Origin of the sequence: Gordonia sp. IITR100 (assembly GCF_002009645.1) — a bacterium.
Taxonomy (GTDB): Bacteria; Actinomycetota; Actinomycetes; order Mycobacteriales; family Mycobacteriaceae; genus Gordonia; species Gordonia hongkongensis.
This window is the reverse complement of sequence record NZ_MVKV01000002.1, coordinates 202,813-224,925: the sequence shown is the minus strand read 5'-3', so window position 1 is coordinate 224,925 and position 22,113 is coordinate 202,813. Positions and strand designations below refer to the sequence as shown.

Genomic DNA, 22,113 nt, shown 5'->3' with positions numbered 1-22,113 from the left:
CGACGCATGGCACGTACCTGGTTGTCGGTGACAGTGGAACTGCTCGGTGGTCGCGGCGTTGAGTTGTGGCCCTGGCCCGGAAGGGTTTTCGCGGTCGGACCGGCGCACACGTTCAAGGATCTGGCGACCGCCATCGATGACGCGTTCGCTCGATGGGATCGTTCCCATCTGTCACTTTTCACCCTGGACGACGGCAGGGTGGTCGCCGACGCCGCGCTCGGTGCCGACCTGGCCGGTGGTATCGGCGGCCCGATCTCCGAGCCCGTGGACATCGCCACGGCCAAGGTCGCCGCGTTCGCAGCGACCGGTTCCGAGTTCCAGTACACCTTCGATCTAGGCGACGAGTGGACCCATCGGTGCGTCGTGGGAGATCTGAAGGTCGACCCGGTGGACGTGTTGGGCATCAAGCCGACAGCGCCGCTGGCGTACTTCGGTTGGGGCGACATCCCGGATCAGTACGGTCGACGGACGGCCGATGGGGACGACGAGACGCCACCACGCCCCACCGTTCCTCATCCGATGCTCGTCGGCCAGTGGCCCGCGCAGAAGGAGATACGTGAACTCGATCTGGGCGAGGTACGCGGGTCGATCGCGTCGTCGGATGCCGATCGTTTCCTGGATGCCGTCATCGGATGCGATCTGCACGACGCACTCCAGCAGGTCGGCCCCGGGGTACCGATGGCACTGCAGAAGCGCCGCGAGCGAGCCGAACCGGTGGCTGTGTCGATCGTCGAACAACTCAAACGACGGGGAGAGGCCGGCGACGCCGAACTCGCCGAGGAACTGCTCGCGAGCCTGCGCGGGGAACCCGCGCCGGGACGGCCGATCGCGGTGGATCTCGAGATGCTCAGCGACGAGATGGAGGGTGATCCGAACCGGTCCACCGGCGGACTCATCGACCTGAGCACCGGCTTCGTGTACAACGACGAGATGCTCGACCCGGGCGTGCTCGATGAGGAGATCGACGTCGAGGAGGACCCGGACCGCTGGCTGCGCTTCGACTGCATCGGTTCGCGCGACAGCTGGCGGGACATGGCCGATTTCGCCACGCGCACCACCGATCCCGACCTGCGAAACCGTCTGGAGCGCGCGATCGAGGGACGAGGTGCGTTCCGCAGGTTCCGGGACGTCGTCCACGAAGCGGGTGTGAGTCAGCAGTGGTATGCGTTCTCCACCGACCGCAAGTTCGGACGGGCACGCAAATTCCTGGTCCGTGAAGGCATCCGACCGATCTGACTCAACTGTTGTGCCCCCGCGCGATGACCGGCCACCGGCTGTCCGAGCCGTCGATCGCCACCAGTTCGTCGACGAGATTGACCGCAGTGCAGACGTGGTTCGGCACCACCCGGATCACGTCGCCCAACCGGGGGGCTGACGTCGATTCCGCCGGGAACTCCACCACCGCGTGATGTTCGGACAACTGCACGACGCGGGCGTCGGGGTGATCGAGGAGGCGTCCGTGGCCGGTCGCCCAGGCGGCTCGGTCGGCGCCGAGGATCTTGCTGCCGGCGTCGAGGACGATCCGTCCGGGTTCGCTCCGCACCACGGTTGCCACCGCGGTCAGAGCGACGTCGTCGAATCCGCAGGTGCCGATCTCGACCTGCTGGGCGTCGCTGAGGGGATACACGCCCGGACGGATCTCGGTGAGCACGCCCGCATACGTGGGGTCGCCGACGAATTCGACGGTGGGTGTGGATCCGCCGCTGCGCACCCGCGGATCGATGCCCTGCGCTCGGAGACTCTCCGCCGCCGTACGCAGTGCCGCCACCTCCTGTTCCGCGGCCCGCCGGCGGGTGTCGCCGACGCCGTAGCCGTGGCCGGGGAAGGTGAAGACGCCGACGACGTCGAGCCCCGCTGACACGCCCGCCGCCGCGACGCCTCCGGCGTCCCCGGGTGCGGTCCCGGTGCGGTGTTGCCCGGAGTCGACCTCGACGAGTGCCTCGACCCGCTGCCCGCCGAGCAGCGCCCCGAGATGCCGTGCGCCCTCCGCCGAGTCGACACCCACCCGTAGCGACACCCGGTCTGCGAGGGCGCGTAACCGGGCGGCTTTCGCCGGGGTCGGCCAGATGGGATAGGCGATGAAGATGTCGGTGCACGAGGTGATGTCGGCGGCGTCGGCGAAGGCCTCGGCCTCGCCGATGGTGGCCACCGCCAGCCCCGTGGCACCGGAATCGATCTGCATCCGCGCGATCTCGGCGCATTTGTGGGTCTTCGCATGCGGCCGGAAGTCGACGCCCGCCGATCGCGCGCGGTCGGCGAGCACCGCGAGGTTGCGCGTCATGCGGTCGACGTCGACCTCGAGATACGGGGTGTCGATCACGCGTCCCGCCCGCCGGCGTCACGATCCGAACGGCCCAGCGCCGCCGCCGATTCGCCGAAGACCAGGTACTCCTGGTGCAGGATGCGGGTGGTCAGTCCGGGGGTGACGCGGTGCCCGATCTCGGCGACGAGCCCGACCAGCGAGTCGACGCGCTTGGGTCGATCGATGATCGCGTGCAGCACGCGCGCCGCGGCCCGGTCGACGTTCCAGGTCCCGGGCTGGTTGTCGTAGGCCTCGGTGGGCGCGATCATCCGCGTCTTCACGAGGGGGAGACGGACATTGGAGAAGGTCACGTGGTCGGACACCGTTTCGGTGCCGGTGACGTCGCTGAAGGCCTCCAGAGCGGCTTTTGACGCCGCGTAGGCACCGAACCGCGGGCCACGCGACTGCACCGCGATCGAGGTCACGTTTACCACATGACCCGCCTGCCGGGCGATCATGTGCGGCAGCAGTCCGAGGACGAGGTTCACCGCGCCGAAGTAGTTGACCGCCATCACCCGGTGGTAGTCGTGAGACCGATCCACCGAGTTGATCGTGGCACGACGGATCGACCGGCCGGCATTGTTGACCAGGACGTCCACGTGACCGTGCGCGGCGAGCACGGTCTTGACGAGCGCATTGACCGATTCCTCGTCGGTGATGTCGCACTGGTATGCGGTCACCTGACCGGGCGGGATGCCCTTCTTGCTCGTCGTCGAGTTCAATTCCTCGGTCGCCGATTCCAGTTCGTCGGCGTTGCGGGCGACGATGAGGACGTTGGCCCCGCGTGCGACGCACATCCGTGCGGTGGCCTTGCCGATCCCGCTCGACCCGCCGGTGATGAGAACGTTCTTGCCGACGAGCGGCCCGCGCGGATCGGTGCGCCGGTTGCGTGACCGGTCGAGGTGTCGTGACCAGTAGGTCCACAGGCGCGGGGCGTAGTCGGCGAAGTCGGGCACGGTGATGCCGAGGTCACCCAGGACCGCCACGGTGGTGTCGGCGCGGAAGTCGACCGGCAGCGTCACCGCGTCGAGTACTGCCCCGGGGATCCCCTGCTGGGCGGCTACGAGGTTGCGTCCGACGCGCGCGATCCCCATGCCGGACAACGTCATCACGGGTTCCACCGCAGCCCGTGGGATGGCGTCGAACCCCTTCGGCGCCTTGAACGCCGGTGCCAGCGCGTTGTACATCTCGGTGGTGGTGAGCGACTTCGGGTCGCTGAGATGGAACACCAAACCGCTGCGCGTGGGGTTCACGCCGAGGAGGGCGACCATCGCGGCGGCGACGTAATCGACCGGCACGATGTTGAGCGTCCCGAGATCGGGCATCGGCAGTCGCAGCATCGAGGGCAGTCGGCCGAGCGTCGCGAGGTGGCCGAAGAAGTAGTAGGGACCGTCGATCTTGTCCATCTCGCCGGTGCGCGAGTCGCCGACCACGATCGACGGCCGGTAGACGCGCCAGCGGAGTCCCTCGCGTTCGCGCACGACACGTTCGGCCTCGAACTTGGTGCGATGGTAGGCAGTCGGAAAGCCCTGTCCGACTTCGAAGTCCATCTCGGTGAACCGCCCGCGGTGGTCACCGGCCACGGCGATCGAGGAGACGTGGTGGAACAGCGCATCGTGCGCGATCGCGAAGTCGGCGGCGCGCGAGGTCCCGACGACGTTGGCGGCGCGCTGTGACTCCGCATCGGCGGCCATGTCGTAGATCGCCGCGAGGTGGATGACGTGATCGATCGCGGGGACGGTGTCCGGTGCGATACCGAGTCCGGGTGCGGTCAGGTCGCCGACCACGGGTGTCACGCGGTCGCCCGCGTCGAGGTCGTCGAGCATGGCGACGAACGCCGCGCGCGAGGTCTCGCGTACCAGTGCGTGGATGGTGGCGTCGGGAGCGACGGTCAGGAGACGTTCGAGTACGCGTCGCCCGATGAACCCGCTGCCCCCGGTGATGAAGTAGCTCGTCATGGAAGAGATCCCATCAGATGGGCGGGCCGACGGCCCGCTGGCTGTCCACGGCCCGCGGGCCGCGGATCTGTCTGGTACTCAGGGTGACACTAACTTGCGGCGATGGCAATGACTACGCGCGCGGCGTCGCGCGCCCGTACGCGTCGATCGTGCGTCTCATTCCGTCGACTGTGCGTTCGACCCCGTCGATTGTGCACCGCGATCGCCCGACCAGGCCGACTTCCGCAACAGGCGGGCGCCGTTGAGCGCGACGAGCACGGTCGAACCCTCGTGCCCGGCCACGGCCAGGGGGAGTGGCAGGGTGCCGATGAGATCCCAGGTCACGAGGGTGAGGATCACGGTGGCGGCGATGCACAGATTGGCGATGACGTAACGGCGGGCGAGGCGGGACAGCCGTATCAGCGCGGGGACCGCGGTGAGGTCGTCACGCACGATGATCGCGTCGGCGGTCTGGACGGCGAGGTCCGCACCGCGACGACCCATCGCGATGCCGGTCCCGGCCGCCATGAGTGCCGGTGCGTCGTTGATGCCGTCGCCGACCACGAGCACGTGTCCCTCGATCTCGCCGACGATCCGGACCTTGTCCTCCGGCAGCAGGTCGGCGTGTACCTCGCGGATTCCGGTCCGGTCGGCGACGTCCGCGGCGACCGATGGCCGGTCGCCGGTCAGCAGCAGGACCGAACCCGACGTGACGTCGCCGATAAGCCGCACCGCCTCGGCGGCGTCGTCCCGCAGGCGATCGACGAGTTCGATCCGGCCGATCTCCCGCCCGTCGACGAGTACGCCGACCACCGTCCCGGTCGAACCGGCGACGGTGCGCTCGACGGTGACGCGGCGCCCGCCGACCGCCCCCGTCACCCCGCGTCCGGGAAGCGCCCGGAAACCCTCCACCGATTCGACGTCCAGTCCGCGGTCGGCGGCGGCGGTGACGATCGCGCGACCGAGGGGATGCTCGCTGGGGTACTCGACCGCGGCGGCCAGCGCCAACACCTGCGACGGGTCGTGACCGTCGAGCGCCGCCACGTCGACGACCTGCGGGCGTCCCTCGGTGAGGGTGCCGGTCTTGTCGAACGCGACGACCGAGGTCCGTCCCACCGACTCCATCACCGCGGCGGACTTGACCAGGACGCCGTGCCGACCGGCATTGGCGATCGACGCGAGCAGCGGCGGCATCGTCGACAGGACGACGGCGCAGGGCGAGGCGACGATCATGAACACGATGGCACGAAGCAGCGCCTCGTCGAAAGTATTGCCGAACAACATCACCGGGATGCCCAGCACCAGCAGGGTGGCGACGACGACGATGACGGAGTACGTCTGCTCGACCTTCTCGATGAAGAGCTGGGTCGGTGCCTTCGTCTCGGATGCCTCGGCCACGAGCGTCGCGATGCGGGCGATGGCCGACTCCGACGCCGGACGGGCGACCTCGACGATCAGCGCGCCGGTGCCGTTGACGGTGCCGGACAGCACGTCGTCGCCCGCCGCCCGCACGATCGGGACCGACTCGCCGGTCACGGCCTGCTGATCGACCTCGCTGCGGCCGTCGACGACGACGCCGTCCGCGCCCACCCGTTCGCCCGGACGGACGAGGATACGCTGGCCGACTTCGAGTTCGCGGCAGTCGATCTCGCGTGTCGTGCCGTCGGGCGCATACAGGGTGGCACGTTCGGGGGCCAGTCCGAGCAGGGCGGTCACCGAATCGGCGGTGCGCTGGGTGACGACGACCTCCAGAGCTCCCGAGGTCGCGAAGATCACGATCAGCAGCGCGCCGTCGAAGACCTGCCCGATCGACGCGGCGGCGACGGCGGCGACGATCATCAGCAGATCGACGTCGAGTCGTCGTCCCCGCAGTTCCTGCAGGCCCGATCGGGTCGGTTCCCATCCGCCGGCCAGATAGCACGCGAGATACGCGGTCCACCAGGACCATTCGGGCGCCTGGCTGATCTGGAGCAACCAACCCGCGAGGAACAGTGCCAGCGCGAGGCCCGCCCAGCGCACCTCGGGTAGCCGGAGTCCCGTCCGGAGGATCGACGGCGGGGTGCTCCCGCGGTCGGCTCCCGCGCGCGTCGAGTTGCGGGCCGTTCGTTCCGTCGTCTCCGCCGTACCCATCGTGTCTCCCGTCTGTCGTCGGCCCTCCTGCTGGTTGAGCCGGCACCGAGCGCGAGCGAGGCGCCGAGTCGAAGCCACTTGCCGACAGCCGCCCTCCTGCTGGTTGAGCCGGCACCGAGCGCGAGCGAGGCGCCGAGTCGAAGCCACTTGCCGGCAGCCACCTTCCTGCTGGTTGAGCCGGCACCGAGCGCGAGCGAGGCGCCGAGTCGAAGCGACTCGCCGACAACCACCTTCCTGCTGGTTGAGCCGGCACCGAGCGCGAGCGAGGCGCCGAGTCGAAGCCACTCGCCGACATCCACCTCTCAGACAGTAACAGTTCATATGAAGAGGTTTTCATGTAATGTCCAGCCGGTAGCATCCGCTGCATGGGACACGGCATCGACGAGGGGATGCGGCCGGCTGCGCGGCTCGATCCGGAATCGGCCGTGCACGTCGCCACCACCCTGCAGGCGCTGGCGACCCCGAGCCGGCTGCTCATCCTCACCGAGTTGCGGTCCGGACCGCGCTCGGTGACCGATCTCGCCGACGCCGTCGGCATGGAGCAGTCCGCGGTCTCCCATCAGCTCCGGTTGCTCCGCAACCTCGGGCTGGTCACCGGCACCCGGTCGGGTCGGTCGATCAGTTACAGCCTCTATGACAGCCATGTCGCCCAGCTGCTCGACGAGGCGGTCTACCACAGCGAACACTTGCGGCTCGGGCTCGCCGAGCGTCCGCAATCGGCGGGTTGATCCGACGTCACCGAAAGGCATCGCATGACCAGTGACCACACGGCCACGTCGGGAGAACCGCTTCTGTGGATCGAGCAATCCGGGCGGGTGCGGACGTTGGTCCTCAACCGTCCGTAGGTCCGGAATGCGCTCAGCTTTGACCTGATCGTCGCTCTCCGTTCCGAATTGGCGAACGCGGATCACGACGATGACGTCGACGTCGTCATCCTCACCGGCGCGGGCTCGGCATTCTGCGCCGGCCTGGACCTGGCCGAGTTGGGCTCGTCGACCGACAGTGCTCGACTGCTCGATCATGCGGACGTACCTGTCGGGCATCCGTGGCGCCCCATCTCGAAGCCGATCATCGGCGCCGTCAACGGTGTCGCCGCCACCGGTGGTCTGGAGTTCGCCCTCGCGTGCGATGTCCTGATCGCGTCCGAACGGGCCCGCTTCGTCGACACCCATTCGCGGGTCGGGGTGCTGCCGGGCTGGGGTCTGACGTCTCGATTGCCGGCAGCGGTCGGCCGGGGTTTCGCGCGCCGCATGAGCCTGTCCGGGGAGTTCGTCGATGCCCAGACGGCGCTGCGGGTCGGTTTGGTGACCGAGGTGGTGGCCCACGATCAGCTGATGGCCTCGGCGATGGAACTCGCGGTGTCCATGGCCGGGAGTGACCAGCTCGCGGTGCGGACCATGCTCGACTCGTATCGGCGTGCCGAGCAGCATCTCGTCGGCCCGGCGCTCGACGTGGAGAACGACACGTCGGTCGAGTGGATGTCAGGTTTCGACCCCGCTCGGGTGGCCGATCGTCGGTCCGGCATCGTCGAGCGGGGCCGGGCCAACAGCTGAGTCCTCCCCGCTGTCGCATCGAACTTGTGTTCGATAGGCTTGGCGGGTGGGCTGGGATCAAGGACCACCGACGTGGTCGGAGATGGAACGGGTGCTCGCCGGCCGAGCGCCCGGCAGTGCCGACCGGCCCGGCACCGAGTTCGGTCCCGACCTCAGCGAATGGGCGCCGTTCCCCGGGGATGGCGGCGACAGTCCGGCCTGGTCGCGCAAACGCGGCGCCTACCAGGCCGAGGACATCGCGCGCGGCTCGTCGGCGGTGCCCTACGCCGAACTGCACGCCCACAGTTCGTACAGCTTCCTCGATGGTGCGTCGATGCCGGAGGAGCTGGTGGAGGAGGCGCAACGGCTCGGACTCCGCGCACTGGCCGTCACCGATCACGACGGGTTCTACGGCATCGTGCGCTTCGCCGAGGCGGCCCGTGAGTTCGGCATGCCGACCGTCTTCGGTGCCGAGCTGTCACTGGAACCCGACATCGCGCGGACAGGCCAGAACGATCCACCGGGCGAGCATCTGCTGGTCCTCGCCCGGGACGGTGAGGGCTACCGCCGTCTGTCACGGACCATCGCCGACGCGCACATGGTCGCGGGGGAGAAGGGCCTGCTCCGTTACGACCGCGAAGCCCTCGCCGCGGCCGGCGGCGGGCACTGGCTCATCCTCACCGGATGCCGGAAGGGTGCCCTCCGACGAGCACTCGATCGCGGCGGCGTCCCGGCCGCCGAGCAGGCGCTGCGAGAACTGATCGAGACCTACGGCCACGACAACATCGTCGTCGAGCTGACCGCGCAGGGCATGGCCGACGACGACGAACGCAACGCGGTGCTCGCCGGCCTCGCCGCCGGGGCAGGCGTGCCGACCGTGGCCACCACCGGCGCCCACTTCGCCGCGCCCCGGCGCCGACGGCTGGCGATGGCGATGGCCGCCGTCCGGGCCCGCACCGACATCGACACCATCTCGGGGTGGATGCCCGGCGTTGCCGGATCACATCTGCGCAGCGGCGACGAGATGGCGCGGCTGCTGCCCGCACATCCCGATGCCATCGACAACGCGGTGGGCATCGCCGCGGACTGCGCATTCCACCTGGGCCTCATCGCACCGCAGTTGCCACCCTTCGACGTCCCCGACGGGTACACCGAGGCGAGTTGGTTGCGCGAACTCACCATGACCCGGGCACGCCGCCGGTACGGCACCCCCGCCGAACATCCGCAGGCCTACCGGCAGATCGAGCACGAACTCGCCATCATCGAGACGCTCACGTTCCCCGGCTACTTCCTGGTGGTCGCCGACATCGTCGATTACTGCAAGGCCAACGACATCCTCTGCCAGGGCCGGGGGAGCGCGGCCAACTCGGCCGTCTGTTACGCCCTCGGCATCACCAACGTCGACCCGGTCGCCAACACGCTGCTCTTCGAACGGTTCCTGGCCCCCGAGCGCGACGGCCCGCCCGACATCGACATCGACATCGAATCCGACCGACGCGAGGAGGCCATCCAGTACGTCTACCGCCGCTACACCCGGGAGCGCAGCGCGCAGGTCGCCAACGTCATCACCTACCGGGGGAAGTCGGCGATCCGGGACATGGCCCGGGCGCTCGGGTACGCGCCCGGTCAGCAGGACGCCTGGGCCAAGATGCCTGACACCGCTCCCGCCGACGTCGCCGAACTCGCCGGCGAGATCCTCGGCATGCCAAGGCATCTGGGTATCCACTCCGGCGGCATGGTGATCTGCGACCGGCCGATCGCCGATGTCTGCCCCACGGAGTGGGCGCGGATGGAGAACCGCAGCGTGCTGCAGTGGGACAAGGACGACTGCGCCGCCATCGGACTGGTCAAGTTCGACATGCTGGGTCTCGGCATGCTCTCCGCCCTGCACTATGCGATCGACCTGGTCGCCGAACACAAGGGGATCGACGTCGACCTCGCCACCCTCGACCTCGCTGAACCCGCCGTGTACGAGATGCTCTGTCGCGCCGACTCGGTCGGCGTGTTCCAAGTGGAGTCCCGTGCGCAGATGGCCACCCTCCCGCGGCTGAAACCGCGCTGCTTCTACGATCTCGTCGTCGAGGTGGCCCTGATCCGGCCCGGCCCCATCCAGGGCGGCTCGGTGCATCCGTTCATCAAGCGGCGCAACGGAGAAGAGCCGGTGACGGTCGAGCATCCGTCGATGAGCAGGGCGCTCGAACGCACCCTGGGGGTGCCGCTGTTCCAGGAGCAGCTGATGCAGTTGGCCGTCGACGTGGCCGGGTTCGACGCCTCCGAGGCCGACCAGTTGCGCCGGGCGATGGGTTCCAAACGGTCGCCGGAGAAGATGGAACGCCTGCGGCAACGTTTCTACGAGGGCATGGAGAACCTGCACGGCATCACCGGGGACACCGCCGACCGCATCTTCGAGAAGATGGCCGCGTTCGCCAATTTCGGCTTCCCGGAGAGTCATTCGCAGAGCTTCGCGTCCCTGGTGTTCTACTCGTCGTGGTTCAAGCTGCATCACCCGGCGGCGTTCTGCGCCGCGCTGCTACGGGCGCAACCGATGGGTTTCTACTCACCGCAGACCCTGGTGGCCGACGCCCGACGGCACGGTGTCGCGGTCCATCGCCCCGACATCAATGCCTCACTCGCGCACGCCACTCTGGAGAACGAGGGTCTCGATGTCCGGTTGGGTCTCGACGGTGTACGCGGGGTCGGGGAGGAGGCGGCGCAGCGCATCGTCGACCGCCGGTCCGACGGTCCCTACCTCGACATCACCGATCTCTCCCGGCGCGCCCGGCTGACGACCAAGGAACTCGAGGGGCTCGCCGGTGCCGGCGCCTTCGACGGGTTCGGCCTCAGCCGGCGTCAGGCCCTGTGGGAGGCCGGGGCCGCCGCGACGGTGCGCGACGATCAGCTGGCCCTGGAATCGGCGCAGGCGACCCCCACCCTTCCGGGTCTCTCCGACGTCGAGCTGGCGGCCACCGACGCCTGGGCCACGGGGATCACCCCCACGTCGTATCCGACGCAGTTCCTGCGTCCCCGGCTCGACGCGATGGGAGTGCTGGCCGCCGATCGCCTGCTGTCGGTGCCCGACGGTTCGCGCGTGTTGGTCGGTGGCGCGGTGACCCATCGGCAGCGTCCCGCCACCGCGTCCGGGGTGACCTTCATCAACCTCGAGGACGAGACCGGGATGGTCAACGTGGTGTGTTCGGTCGGTTTGTGGGCGCGGTACCGTGTACTCGCTCAGACGGCACCCGCTCTGCTGATCCGCGGCCGGGTGCAGAACGCCGAAGGCGCTGTGACCGTCGTCGCAGATCGACTGCAGCGCATGGATCTTCGGGTGGGGAGCAGATCCCGGGACTGGCAGTAGTCCTCCGGCGGACGCGCCGGGATGTCCGAGCCGGATCGGTGTTCACGAAGAACAGGAAGAGTCATGCCGCAACAGGTCGTGGTGACCGTCAAACCGAAGAGCAGCAAGGGCCCGTTGGTCGAGACGGGTCCCGGCGGCGCGATCACCGTCTACGTCCGCGAGCCGGCCACCGAGGGCCGGGCGAACAAGGCCGTCTCCGAACTGCTCGCCGCCCACCTCGGGGTCCCGAAGAGCAAGATCGCGCTCATCGGCGGTGCCACGGCACGCATCAAGCGCTACCGCGTCGGCTGATCACACCGCGCCGGCGAAACCGTGCTGACGCCACGCCTCGTAGACGACGATGCTCGCGGCGTTGGCGAGGTTGTGGGAACGACGTCCGGCGAGCATCGGGATGCGGACCCGGTCGGTCACCTCGGGTTCGTCGAGGACCTCCGCCGGTAACCCGGTCGGCTCGGGGCCGAACAGCAACACGTCGCCCGGCTGGTAGTCGACGTCGGTGTGATAGCGCTCGGCATGGGCGGTGAACGCGAAGACCCGTTCCGGCTTCAGCGTCGTCCAGGCGGTCACCAGGTTCGGATGCACGGTGACGTTGGCCATCTCGTGATAGTCGAGTCCCGCGCGCTTCACCTGCGCGTCGGACATCGAGAACCCCAGCGGTTCGATGAGGTGCAGTTCGCACCCCGTGTTGGCGGCCAGCCGGATCGCGTTGCCGGTGTTCGGCGGGATGCACGGCTGGTAGAACATGATTCGGAACATGATGGTGTCAGCGTAGTCGGTGACGACCGTCGCAGATGTCGCGCGATCGCGCCGGTCACACGGCGAGCGCGGTGTTGGCCCCGCAGAGCACGATGCACAGCGTCGAATCGGGTTGCGGCCGAACAGCTCCCGAGACCACACCGGCGACCGCGGTGGCGGTGCCGTGTTCGACGAGGATGCGGTGGGTGTCCCAGAGCATCCGTCGCGCCGCGATGATCTGTTCGTCGGTCACCAGGACGCTCCCGACCGCCGGGTTCCCGGCGACGGCGTTCCAACAGAGCCCGCCGACGCTGGTGGCGCCGAGCGAGTCCGCGGCGATGCTCTCGAGTTCGACGGGTACGGGAGTTCTCGCGGCGAGGGCCTGATGCAGACATGACGCGCCGAGTGGTTCGACGCCGACGATGCGGTCGCCCGGGCGCAGCGTCGCCGCGAGGCCCGCCAGAAGCCCGCCCCCGCCCACACAGACGACGGTCGTGAGCGGTCCGGGCACGTCGTCGATCATCTCGAGACCGATGGTGCCGGCGCCGGCGACGACATCGGGGAGATCGTAGGCGTGCAGCGCGAGCGCTCCGGTCTGCTCTGCCAGCGCGACGGCGGCGTCGGCGGCCTCGGAATAGCGCCGTCCCATGAGGTGGACGCGCGCTCCCGCGGCGCGCAGCGCGTCGATCTTGACCGGCGGCGCGGTCTCGGGGATCACCACGGTGACCGGCACGCCGACGATCCGCGCCGCGATTGTCGCGCCGATCGCGGCGTTGCCGCCGGAGGCGACGAGCACACCGGCGTCGGTCAGCAATCCCTGGTCTTGGGCGTGCAGCGTCGCCCAGAGGCTGCCGCGCGGTTTGAAACACCCGCCGACTTGGGCGTACTCGAGTTTGAGAACCACCTCGACCGGCCCGTGGACGGTGTCGATGGTCGTGCGTAGTGTCGGCGTGCGACGGAGGTGGGGTGCGATCGCCGCGCGGGCGAGGTCGACGTCGCTGCGCACCACGGTCACCGTTCCGACAGTAGCGCCGTGGAAGAATGTCGGCGTGACCGCGATACGACTCGATGGCAAGACCACGCGCGACGAGATCTTCGCTGATCTGGCCGAGCGGGTGGAGAAGCTCAGGCTGGCGGGTATCACGCCTGGTCTGGGTACCGTTCTGGTCGGCGACGATCCGGGTTCGCACTCCTATGTCAAGGGAAAGCACGCCGATTGCGCCCGGATCGGCGTTGCCTCCATCCGCAAGGACCTGCCGGCCGATGCCACCACCGAGCAGCTCAACGCGGCGATCGACGAGCTCAACGCCGATCCGGCCTGCACGGGCTACATCGTGCAGTTGCCGCTGCCCAAGCATCTTGACGAGAATGCCGCCCTCGAGCGGATCGACCCGCTGAAAGACGCCGATGGACTCCACCCGATCAACCTCGGGCGGTTGGTGCTGGGCAAGGAGTCGACGCTGCCGTGCACCCCGCGCGGGGTCATCCACCTCCTGCGACGCTACGACGTCCCGCTGGCCGGCGCCCGGGTCACGGTGGTCGGGCGCGGGGTCACCATCGGCCGGCCCATCGGGCTGCTCCTGACCCGGCGGAGTGAGAACGCCACGGTCACGCTGTGCCACACCGGCACCACGGATCTGGCGTCGGAGATCGCCCGGGCCGACATCGTGATCGCCGCGGCCGGCGTGCCGCACCTCATCACCGCGGACATGGTGAAGCCCGGCGCCGCGGTGGTCGACGTGGGTGTCAGCCGTACTGACGAGGGTCGTCTCGCCGGCGACGTTCATCCCGATGTCTGGGAGGTCGCGGGCCACGTCTCGCCGAACCCCGGTGGTGTGGGTCCGCTGACGCGGGCGTTCCTGCTGGTCAACGTGGTCGAACGTGCTGAGCAGATGCTCGCCTCGGGGAGTGGTAGCGACGCGTGACCCGAGAGGAGCACCAGAGTGAGTCCGCTCACTCCGAACCGCCCGGCGCCGCGGACGCCCGTCCCGGACACCGGGGGCGTCGTGCCGCCGACTCCTCCCGGTTGCGGGCAGTGCTCATCCAGCTCCCGTACCTGCTGGTGATGTTGGGTGTGCTGGCCGCCGCGCTGCTCGTGATGTTCGATCGCTGGCGGCGTGGGTCCTTCGTTTTCGGGGCGGCTCTGCTCGTCGGAGCCGTACTCCGTGCCTTCATCCCCTCCTCGCAGGCAGGCCTGTTGCAGGTCAGGGGCAAATCGTTCGACGTGACGGCGATGGCCACGGTCGGCGGCGTGATGCTGTGGCTGGCGGCGTCGATCGACTCTTTGGGCACGGATTGATTACAATAGAGACCTGAGCGTGACCTGGCGGACCAGTCATGCGCTCAACCAGGCAATTTTCCGCTGCTCTGCGCAGACACACCGACCGCTGGAGTTTGTATCACCGCATCACCAACCGACGGCACCGTGAATGAAGTGACGTCCATGGGCGTGTCAGCAGGGGCTGGCATGATTCACTACGTCCTCTTGACGCGTGACGATCTCGGTCGCAGTGTGGTCGATTCCCGCGTGATCGACGTGGATCCCACCGACGGCCTCGATTCCGCCGGCCGGGTCAACGCCGGGATCGACGTGATGCTCAGCGCCGCCCGCGAGACCGGGACGCGAGTGGGCCCGATCGGGGTCGCCGCACGCACGGGGAGCCAGCGTCGGCAATTGCGTTCACGGGGCAGCGGACCCCGGCGTCAGGTCCGTCTCGCCGGCGAGGACGAGGCCGTGCTGGCCTACCTGACCGACACCGGGGAGATCGACCGTTTCTCGTCTGCCGTCGTCGTCGACTGCGGCGACACCGGCATGTCGCTCTACACCGTCGATCCCCGCGAGGGTCGCATCGGCGACGCCGAGCACTCGACCGTGCTGAGCGGTCGTCGTCTCGACCGGTCCATCGTCGACCAGCTGACCGCCGACAATCCCGTCCTGGGCGACGCCACTCGGACGCGGGCGGAGCGCAGCGAGTTGCGCAGCGCGTGCCGGACCGCGAAAGAAGAGATCGCCTACGGCGGCGTCGCGGCCGCCGAGTCGGTCGTCGCGGTCTCGGCGAACACCGGTCGTGTGGCGCTGTCCGCGACCCAGGTCGAGCAGGCGATCGCGCCGATGATCGGTGATGCGAAAGAAGTGTTCGCCCGCTATGTAGCGGCCGTCAGGTCACGCGGCGTACGACCGGACGCGGTGGTGTTCATCGGCGGACTCGCCAACCTCCCCGCGGTGCGCGCGATCGCGGCAGAGCATGAGCTCGAGGTCGTGAACCCGACGGCGCCGGAGCTGGTCGTGGCCACCGGCGCAGCCTTGCTGGCCCTCCAGAGTTATTCGGGCGCAGCGCGTCTGGCGTTCATCGGGGGCAAGCCGCAGCGCGAGTGGCTTTCCGCGACCCCAATTGCGGTTGCCGGGGCGGTCATCGCGGCCACATTGATGACGATCTACGCGGTGAGCTCGTCGTTCGCCGACCGTCCGGCCGTCGAGCCGCAGCCGTCGGTCAGCAGTGTGCCCCCCGCGGCGGCGACCAGCGAGGAGGAGCCGCCGTCCACCGCGCGGCCCACCTCCCAGCCGATCACCCGAATCCCGGCCGAACCCGTCGAGCCCACCGTCGTCACTCCCGTTCCGACGCAACGGCCCGCGCCCGAGACCGGCTGGAACGACCCGCCGGCATGGGCGACGACGGAGTTGCCGCCGACGCGGCCGTCCACGAGTACCAGCACCCGCACCCTCTCGCCGTTCCCGTGGCCGGACCTGACCTTCCCGCCCGGTTCGACACCGACGATCCCGCCGGACCTGCTGCCCCCGGGTATGCGTCCGCCGAGTGTGGCGCCCACTCCGCCGCCGCCCACGTACTCGACGTCGACGTTGCGCTCCGCGCCCAGCGGCCCGCCGCGGCCGAGCAGCACCCGCGCCACCGGGTCGACTGAGATTCCGGGTGTAGCCGAACCGGGGAAATCCGTTGACGGGGAGTCGGGCTCACCGGTGACCCCGGTACCTCGGTCCGGCAGCCCGGTCCCGTCGGTGCCGGCGCCGCGCTGACAGGACGCCGCCGACAGCTGGGTTACGGTCCGTCAGGCGTCGCGACGCGCGAGTTCGACAGTGCGCTTGAGTAGATCGCTGATGGCATCGAATTCGGTGAGGAATCCGTCGTGGCCGGTCTCGGAGTTGACGACCTGGAGCCCGCCGACGCAGTTGCCCAGCTCGTCGGCGAGTTCGACCTGCAGCCGGATCGGGTAGAGACGATCGGAGTCGATCCCCCCGACGATCACCGGAACGCGGCAATTGTTGAGCGCCTTGGCGACTCCGCCGCGACCACGGCCGACGTCGTGGTGGTTGAGGACCTCGGTGAGGACGACGTAGCTGGCCGGGTCGAAGCGGGACATCAGCTTCGACGCCTGGTGGTCGAGATAGCTTTGCACGGCGTAGCGCCCGCCGGTCAGGGGATTCTCGTCGCCCTGGGCGTCGTTGCCGAAGCGGGAGTCGAGCTCCGGCTCGCTGCGGTACATGAGGTGGGCGATCCGACGCGCGATCCCCATGCCCTGCAACGGAATGCGGCCGGTGCCGTGGTAGTCGCCGCCGCACCAGTCCGGGTCGGCCTTGATCGCGGCGATCTGTGCGGACTGGATACCGATCTGATCCGCGGTCGCGCGGGCGCCGACGGCGAGCACGAGGGCGCTGCGGACGCGGTCGGGGTACTCGATGGCCCACTCGAGCGCGCGGGCGCCGCCCATCGAACCGCCGAGAACCGCACCGACGCTGCGGATTCCGAGGCGGTCCAGCAGTGCCACCTCGGCGCGGACCTGGTCGAGCACGGTGATCTGTGGGAAGCGTGAGCCCCAGGGCCGACCGTCGGGGGCGATGGAGCCCGGACCCGTCGAGCCCTTGCATCCGCCCAGGACGTTGGCGGAGATGACGCACCATTCGTCGGTGTCGATGGCCTGTCCCGGGCCGATCAGCCCGTCCCACCATCCGGCCGAGTCGTGGTCGGCGTCGGCGGGTCCGGTGACGTGCGAGTCGCCGGTCAGTGCGTGGAGCGTGAGGATGACGTTGTCGCGGGACGGCGACAACGTCCCCCAGCGCTGGAACGCCAGGGTGACGTCGTCGATCCGTGCTCCGCTGTCGAGAGGCAACGAGCCGATGGGAATGCCGACGAGTTCCCCGTCCGGGAGGGTCTCCCAGTCGGGCTGATCAGATGCTGTCGCATTCAGGTCGATACTCACCGACAAAGCTGCCTCACCTGTTTCACTTGGCCGCCGCGAATCCCTGTTCGAGATCGGCCAAGATGTCGTCGATTCCCTCGATGCCCACGGCGAGCCGGACCAGTCCCGGGGCCACGCCCGCGGCGAGCTGCTCCTCGGGGGTGAGCTGGCTGTGTGTGGTCGAGGCGGGGTGGATGACCAGCGACCGCACATCGCCGATGTTGGCGACGTGGCTGTGCAGGCTGAGCGCGTCCACGAACTTCTTGCCGGCGTCCACTCCGCCCTGGATCTCGAAGGCGATGATCGCACCCTGACCCTTCGGGGCCAATTCCTGACCGCGCTTGTACCAGGGCGAGGACTCCAGACCCGCGTACGCCACGGACTCGACCTGCGGGTGTGCATCGAGGAAGGCGGCGACCTTCTGCGCGTTGGCGACGTGGCGCTCGATGCGCAGACTCAGCGTCTCCAGGCCCTGTGCCAACAGGAACGCGTTGAACGGGGAGATCGCCGCGCCGGTGTCACGCAACCACTGCACGCGTGCCTTGAGTGCGAAGGCGGGCGCGCCCAGGTCGGCGAAGACAGCACCGTGGTAGCTCGGGTCCGGCGTGGTGAAACCGGGGAACAGGTCCTTCCCGTCGCGCTGGACCCGCCAGTCGAAGGTGCCGCCGTCGACGATGACGCCGCCGATCGCGGTGCCGTGACCGCCGATGTACTTCGTCGCCGAGTGCACGACGATGTCGGCGCCGTGGGCCAGCGGGCTGATCAGGTACGGGGTGGCGACGGTGTTGTCGATGATGAGGGGTACGCCGTTGCGGTGCGCGACCTCCGCGATCCCCGAGATGTCGAGGATCTCGTTGTTGGGGTTGGAGATCGACTCACCGAAGAACGCGCGGGTGTTGTCCTTGACCGCGGCCTGCCACGACGCCGGATCCTCGGGGTCCTCGACGAAGCTCACCTCGACCCCGAGCTTGGGCAGTGTGTAGTGGAAGAGGTTGTACGTGCCGCCGTACAGGCGGGGGCTCGACACCACGTGCCCGCCGGTCTCGACGGCGTTGAGGATCGCGTAGGTCTCGGCGGCCTGTCCCGATGCGACGAGCAGCGCGGCGACGCCGCCCTCGAGCGCGGCGATCCGCTGCTCGACGGCATCCTGCGTGGGATTCATGATGCGTGTGTAGATGTTGCCCGGTTCGGCGAGCCCGAAGAGATTGGCCGCGTGCTGGGTGTCGTTGAAGACATACGACGTCGTCTGGTAGATCGGCAGCGCACGGGCGTTGGTCACCGCGTCCGCGGACTGCCCGACGTGGATCTGCTTCGTCTCGAAGCTCCAGTTCTCGCTGGGATCGTTGCTGTCGAGGGTGCCGTCAGGGACATCAGACATGGCGATTCATCACTTTCTACGGTCGGCAGGGCCAACTCGACCCTGTTGGGGTCCGACCTTCGGACCCGCGCTTGCCGGGGATCGCCACTGCGATCCCGCAACCCGGTCATCACCCGGAGCACCCCACCGCGGAAGGAGGGTTGCCGATCAGCCAGCCGGGGCTTCGCACTGATACTCATGACCTGGCGACAAGGATATAACACGGATGTGAGCGCCCGAGAACCGTCCCGGTCACGCCGCGCCCAACCCTTGAGAAGTGCACCGGAAGGGTGCCGGTGGCTGTCCTCCGACCGAGTGAAATCGGGTGTGGTCAGATGCGAAACCACTGGTCAAGGTAGTTAGCGACGCTCAGCGTGCTGTCGGTTCCGCGATCGCGGATCTAGAGTTCGGGACAGCCCCGGCTGCACCGGAATGCTCCGCTCAGGTGGTCCGGGTTCGCACAGGAGCGCTCATGGCCGTGATGGCTCATCTCCGGACCCGACGCGTCGCTCTGTTGGCCGCCTCGATGTCGACGTTGTCGACCCTCGCCGCATTCGGCTTCACCGGGGTGGCGGCGGCGACAGCCGGCGGGCCCTCGTGCAGCGGTGCCGTCGTGGTGGTCGGGGGGACCGTCGACGCTGAGTCGCTATTGCTCGAGGGCGTCAAGGAGCGTTACCGCGAGCAGGGCTATGAGGTGATCAACGCGCCCTACCCGGCGACCATATGGCCGCTCGGAGCGACGGGGTACGACCGCAGTACCGAACAGGGGATCGCATCGACGGCGTCGGCGATCTCGTCGTATCGAGAAGCGTGCGGGTCCGAGGCGCCGGTGGTGGTGACGGGCTATTCGCAAGGGGCGCGCATCGCTGGAGACGTGCTCGCCGGTATCGGCAACGGCCGGAAGTTCGATGTCGCGAACACGCCCGACGATCCCAGCGACGACGTCGTGATCTCCGACGTCGGGGTGTCGGGCGAGCTGTATTCGGATCCGCGGCAGGCCGGTGACAAGACCGGGCGAGGTATCGAGTTGTCGCTGATCGGGATCATCCCGGGTCTGACCATGTCGGGGTCGCGTGGTGCCGACAGTACGGACGCCGGCTTCGGGACGGTCAGCGACCGGGTCGTGTCGGTGTGCATCGAGGGCGACCCGATCTGCGACCTGCCCGATCCCGTCTACGACCCGATCGGCGCCATCGACGGCATCCTCGGCTACCAGGTCAAGCATTTCCTGTATCCAGAGGAGATGTCGGGCAACCCGCTGCAGCCGGGATACACGTGGGCGAAACGTCCGGTCGAATGTGCGGACGGCGTCTGTATGGTCGCTGCGGACTCCGCACTCGCCGAACTCGTCCAGGGCTGGGCTCGCAACCTCGGCTACCAGGGCGCCATCGGCGATTTCTTGTCCGATCGACCGACCATCGGGCTTCCGTTCGGCATCGAACTGGCGAATCTGCAGCCGGTGGTCCGGCTGGTGCAGGGCTTGCTGCCGCCACTCCCACGTCTCGGGTACGGCGCATACCTACCCGACATCTTCGTCTTCGAGGACATCCTGCAGGGCATCGTCACCGCGACACCGGCTCGGTTCGTGCGCGGTGTCAGCGCCCTGGCTGCCAGCGTGCGCAGCATCGTCCTGCTGCCGGTCAACTTCGTCCGATACTGGGCGGGCGCGCTCATCGGGCCGGTGGCGTCGGAGGGCGGCGCCGTCACGATTCTCGCGGCGGACACGTCGCACCTGCGATCGTCCACGTTCGCGCGACTGGCAGCCGTACCCGACGAGTCCGTGGGGCCGGTCCGCGCTGAAGAAGTGGGCGGGTCCGGCCCCTCGTCCGAGCCGTCGGCGGCCCGGGGTGCCGAACCGGATGCCACCGACCCGTCACCGGCCGAGCAGCCCCCGGTGGGCCACACGACCGACACGTCGTCGGGGGCCGACACGGGCACCGATACCGAGACCGATACGCCCGACGCGGACCCCGCGCCTGCCCCGCCTCGCGACGACGACTCGCCGGCCGCCACCGATCCGTCGGGAAGCGATGTCAAGACGTCTGGAACCGACGGCCACGGGGGAGAGGACGGCGAGAAGGCCGGCTCGTCCGACACGGCTTCGGACCCGGACGGGCCTTCCGCAGACCCGTCCGACCCCGACAGCGATGCGGGCTCCGAAGCCGGCGACTGACACCCCGCGCGATGCTGAGGACACTGCGCGTGTGAATGAACTCACCACCGGCTGAGGAATCAGCGCTGACGGGCGCGGGTTGGCATCGACCGTGCCTGATGCTCTCTCGACGACCGAAGCCCCGGCCGACCCCTCACTGACGGGTCCGTCCACCGCCGGGGAACTCCGCAGCCCCGCGCGGGCCGAATCGGCCGAGGTGTCCCGCCGGGTGCGTCGGTGGACGATCCTCGCCCTTGCGCTGGGTGGATTCGGGATCGGGACGACCGAGTTCGTCGCCATGGGCCTCCTGCCCAACATCGCCGGATCTCTGGGTGTCTCGGAACCGACTGCCGGACATGTCATCTCGGCCTACGCGATGGGTGTGGTGGTGGGTGCGCCGCTGATCGCGGCGCTCACCGCGCGGATGTCCCGTCGGACGCTTCTGATCGGCTTGATGGTGGCGTTCACGGTCGGCAACCTCGCGACCGTCCTCGCACCGGATTACGGTTTGCTGCTGGTGGCGAGATTCGTCGCCGGCCTCCCGCACGGCGCCTACTTCGGTGTCGCGGCTCTGGTCGCCGCTCATCTGGCCGGCCCGCGCAACCGTGGCAAGGCCGTGGGACAGGTGATGCTCGGTCTGTCCGTCGCGAACGTCCTCGGCGTACCGGCGGCCGCCTGGCTCGGCGAGACGTTCGGCTGGCGGTCCGCGTTCGCGATCGTGGTCGTGATCGGAATCGCCACCGTCGTCGCGCTGATCCGGGTGCTTCCCACGCTCACCGGAATGAAGACCACCGACCCGCTCACCGAGCTCGGTGCACTCAAGCGGTCCCAGGTCTGGTTCACACTGGTCATCGGAACCGTCGGGTTCGGTGGGATGTTCGCGTTCTACACGTATCTCAACTCCGCGCTGACCACCGACACCGGGTTGTCGGTGTCGGTCGTGCCGTTCGCCCTGATGCTGTACGGACTGGGAATGGTGACCGGCAACTTCGTCGGCGGCTATGTCGCCGACCGCAGCGTGGCGGTGGCGATCCTCGGCGGACTCACCGCCACCGCGCTCTCCCTCGGCGCTTTTGCGGTGCTGGCCGAGAATGCTTGGGCAGCATTGATCCTCACCTATCTCGTGGCGCTCACGGGATCGATGATGCTACCCGCGCTGCAGACCAGGCTGATGGATGTGGCGGCCGATGCGCAGACCCTGGCCGCGGCCCTGAACCATTCCGCGCTCAACATCGCCAACGCGGCCGGAGCGCTGCTCGGTGGCGTGGTGGTCAGTGCCGGCTACGGATACCTGGCGCCGTCGGTGGTCGGGGTGATGCTCGCGGTGGCGGGTATCGCGGTCACCGTCGTGGCCCTCGCGACCGCGCGGCGCCAGCCCGTCGGGTCCTGAACGAGCGCGGCCGTCCTACCTACGACGAGG

Annotated in this window: 16 protein-coding genes, 1 pseudogene and 1 riboswitch; of the genes and pseudogenes, 10 read left to right on the top strand and 7 right to left on the bottom strand. The window is 68.8% G+C overall.

Annotated elements, in window-relative coordinates; genetic code table 11:
* Window positions 1-6 precede the first annotated feature (6 nt).
* Window positions 7-1,236, top strand: coding sequence for a UPF0158 family protein (locus tag B1818_RS04855; RefSeq protein ID WP_058250679.1), 1,230 nt, complete (start codon window positions 7-9; stop codon window positions 1,234-1,236).
* Window position 1,237: 1 nt separating this feature from the next.
* On the opposite strand, the gene B1818_RS04850 is transcribed toward B1818_RS04855, so the two are convergent.
* The 3 genes from B1818_RS04850 to B1818_RS04840 all read right to left on the bottom strand — a co-directional run bounded on the left by B1818_RS04850 (window position 1,238) and on the right by B1818_RS04840 (window position 6,369).
* A complete protein-coding gene (locus B1818_RS04850; RefSeq protein WP_058250678.1) occupies window positions 1,238-2,320 on the bottom strand; it encodes an alanine racemase in 1,083 nt (360 codons plus the stop codon).
* The gene (locus B1818_RS04845) at window positions 2,317-4,260 is read right to left on the bottom strand and encodes an SDR family oxidoreductase (RefSeq protein ID WP_078112079.1); all 1,944 of its coding nucleotides are present in this window, start codon (window positions 4,258-4,260) and stop codon (window positions 2,317-2,319) included. The genes B1818_RS04850 and B1818_RS04845 overlap by 4 nt, the downstream gene beginning before the upstream one ends.
* 156 nt (window positions 4,261-4,416) lie before the next feature.
* Window positions 4,417-6,369, bottom strand: coding sequence for a heavy metal translocating P-type ATPase (locus tag B1818_RS04840; protein ID WP_078112078.1), 1,953 nt, complete (start codon window positions 6,367-6,369; stop codon window positions 4,417-4,419).
* Between the two features lie 365 nt (window positions 6,370-6,734).
* Between B1818_RS04840 and B1818_RS04835 the strand changes: the two genes are divergently transcribed.
* From B1818_RS04835 to B1818_RS04820, 4 genes and pseudogenes are all read left to right on the top strand, one after another.
* Window positions 6,735-7,097, top strand: a complete 363-nt coding sequence (locus B1818_RS04835; RefSeq protein WP_078112077.1) for a metalloregulator ArsR/SmtB family transcription factor — start codon at window positions 6,735-6,737, stop codon at window positions 7,095-7,097.
* 24 nt (window positions 7,098-7,121) lie between these two features.
* A pseudogene (locus B1818_RS04830) lies at window positions 7,122-7,922 on the top strand (enoyl-CoA hydratase).
* Window positions 7,923-7,968: 46 nt separating this feature from the next.
* The gene (locus B1818_RS04825) at window positions 7,969-11,256 is read left to right on the top strand and encodes an error-prone DNA polymerase (RefSeq protein ID WP_058250674.1); all 3,288 of its coding nucleotides are present in this window, start codon (window positions 7,969-7,971) and stop codon (window positions 11,254-11,256) included.
* A 63-nt stretch (window positions 11,257-11,319) separates the two neighbouring features.
* Window positions 11,320-11,547: a DUF167 domain-containing protein gene (locus tag B1818_RS04820; RefSeq protein ID WP_058250673.1), complete on the top strand. Its 228-nt coding sequence runs from the start codon at window positions 11,320-11,322 to the stop codon at window positions 11,545-11,547.
* Here B1818_RS04820 and B1818_RS04815 read toward each other — a convergent pair whose 3' ends face one another.
* A complete protein-coding gene (locus tag B1818_RS04815) occupies window positions 11,548-12,012 on the bottom strand; it encodes a tRNA (cytidine(34)-2'-O)-methyltransferase (protein ID WP_058250672.1) in 465 nt (154 codons plus the stop codon). It abuts the gene before it with no gap.
* Between the two features lie 55 nt (window positions 12,013-12,067).
* The gene (locus tag B1818_RS04810; RefSeq protein ID WP_091344272.1) at window positions 12,068-13,006 is read right to left on the bottom strand and encodes a serine/threonine dehydratase; all 939 of its coding nucleotides are present in this window, start codon (window positions 13,004-13,006) and stop codon (window positions 12,068-12,070) included.
* 34 nt (window positions 13,007-13,040) lie between these two features.
* Between B1818_RS04810 and B1818_RS04805 the strand changes: the two genes are divergently transcribed.
* The 3 genes from B1818_RS04805 (at window position 13,041) to B1818_RS04795 (ending at window position 16,024) form a co-directional block, all read left to right on the top strand.
* Window positions 13,041-13,916, top strand: a complete 876-nt coding sequence (locus tag B1818_RS04805; RefSeq protein ID WP_175404280.1) for a bifunctional methylenetetrahydrofolate dehydrogenase/methenyltetrahydrofolate cyclohydrolase — start codon at window positions 13,041-13,043, stop codon at window positions 13,914-13,916.
* 101 nt (window positions 13,917-14,017) lie between these two features.
* Window positions 14,018-14,290, top strand: coding sequence for a DUF3017 domain-containing protein (locus B1818_RS04800; RefSeq protein WP_058250878.1), 273 nt, complete (start codon window positions 14,018-14,020; stop codon window positions 14,288-14,290).
* Between the two features lie 168 nt (window positions 14,291-14,458).
* Window positions 14,459-16,024 carry an Hsp70 family protein gene (locus B1818_RS04795; protein ID WP_078112076.1) on the top strand — a complete coding sequence of 522 codons (1,566 nt, stop codon included), beginning with the start codon at window positions 14,459-14,461 and terminating at the stop codon, window positions 16,022-16,024.
* Between the two features lie 32 nt (window positions 16,025-16,056).
* On the opposite strand, the gene B1818_RS04790 is transcribed toward B1818_RS04795, so the two are convergent.
* Complete coding sequence (locus B1818_RS04790; RefSeq protein ID WP_058250670.1) at window positions 16,057-17,211, bottom strand: homoserine O-acetyltransferase; 1,155 nt, start codon at window positions 17,209-17,211, stop codon at window positions 16,057-16,059.
* A gap of 16 nt (window positions 17,212-17,227) precedes the next feature.
* Window positions 17,228-18,562 carry a bifunctional o-acetylhomoserine/o-acetylserine sulfhydrylase gene (locus tag B1818_RS04785; RefSeq protein ID WP_058250669.1) on the bottom strand — a complete coding sequence of 445 codons (1,335 nt, stop codon included), beginning with the start codon at window positions 18,560-18,562 and terminating at the stop codon, window positions 17,228-17,230.
* A 62-nt stretch (window positions 18,563-18,624) separates the two neighbouring features.
* Window positions 18,625-18,745: riboswitch (SAM riboswitch) on the bottom strand.
* Between the two features lie 268 nt (window positions 18,746-19,013).
* Here B1818_RS04785 and B1818_RS04780 point away from each other — a divergent pair.
* Both B1818_RS04780 and B1818_RS04775 read left to right on the top strand, forming a co-directional pair.
* Entirely contained in the window at window positions 19,014-20,714 is a 1,701-nt protein-coding gene (locus B1818_RS04780) for a PE-PPE domain-containing protein (protein ID WP_078112075.1), read from the top strand.
* A gap of 91 nt (window positions 20,715-20,805) precedes the next feature.
* Window positions 20,806-22,083 carry an MFS transporter gene (locus tag B1818_RS04775; RefSeq protein WP_078112074.1) on the top strand — a complete coding sequence of 426 codons (1,278 nt, stop codon included), beginning with the start codon at window positions 20,806-20,808 and terminating at the stop codon, window positions 22,081-22,083.
* The last annotated feature ends 30 nt before the right edge of the window (window positions 22,084-22,113 follow it).

What these genes read in the sequence shown, in the direction of transcription:
- B1818_RS04840 (WP_078112078.1), bottom strand. Translation starts at nt 6,369, where the DNA reads ATGGGTACGGCGGAGACGACGGAACGAACGGCCCGCAACTCGACGCGC.
- B1818_RS04845 (WP_078112079.1), bottom strand. Translation starts at nt 4,260, where the DNA reads ATGACGAGCTACTTCATCACCGGGGGCAGCGGGTTCATCGGGCGACGC.
- B1818_RS04820 (WP_058250673.1), top strand. Translation starts at nt 11,320, where the DNA reads ATGCCGCAACAGGTCGTGGTGACCGTCAAACCGAAGAGCAGCAAGGGC.
- B1818_RS04855 (WP_058250679.1), top strand. Translation starts at nt 7, where the DNA reads ATGGCACGTACCTGGTTGTCGGTGACAGTGGAACTGCTCGGTGGTCGC.
- B1818_RS04785 (WP_058250669.1), bottom strand. Translation starts at nt 18,562, where the DNA reads ATGTCTGATGTCCCTGACGGCACCCTCGACAGCAACGATCCCAGCGAG.
- B1818_RS04780 (WP_078112075.1), top strand. Translation starts at nt 19,014, where the DNA reads ATGGCCGTGATGGCTCATCTCCGGACCCGACGCGTCGCTCTGTTGGCC.
- B1818_RS04835 (WP_078112077.1), top strand. Translation starts at nt 6,735, where the DNA reads ATGGGACACGGCATCGACGAGGGGATGCGGCCGGCTGCGCGGCTCGAT.
- B1818_RS04815 (WP_058250672.1), bottom strand. Translation starts at nt 12,012, where the DNA reads ATGTTCCGAATCATGTTCTACCAGCCGTGCATCCCGCCGAACACCGGC.
- B1818_RS04795 (WP_078112076.1), top strand. Translation starts at nt 14,459, where the DNA reads ATGATTCACTACGTCCTCTTGACGCGTGACGATCTCGGTCGCAGTGTG.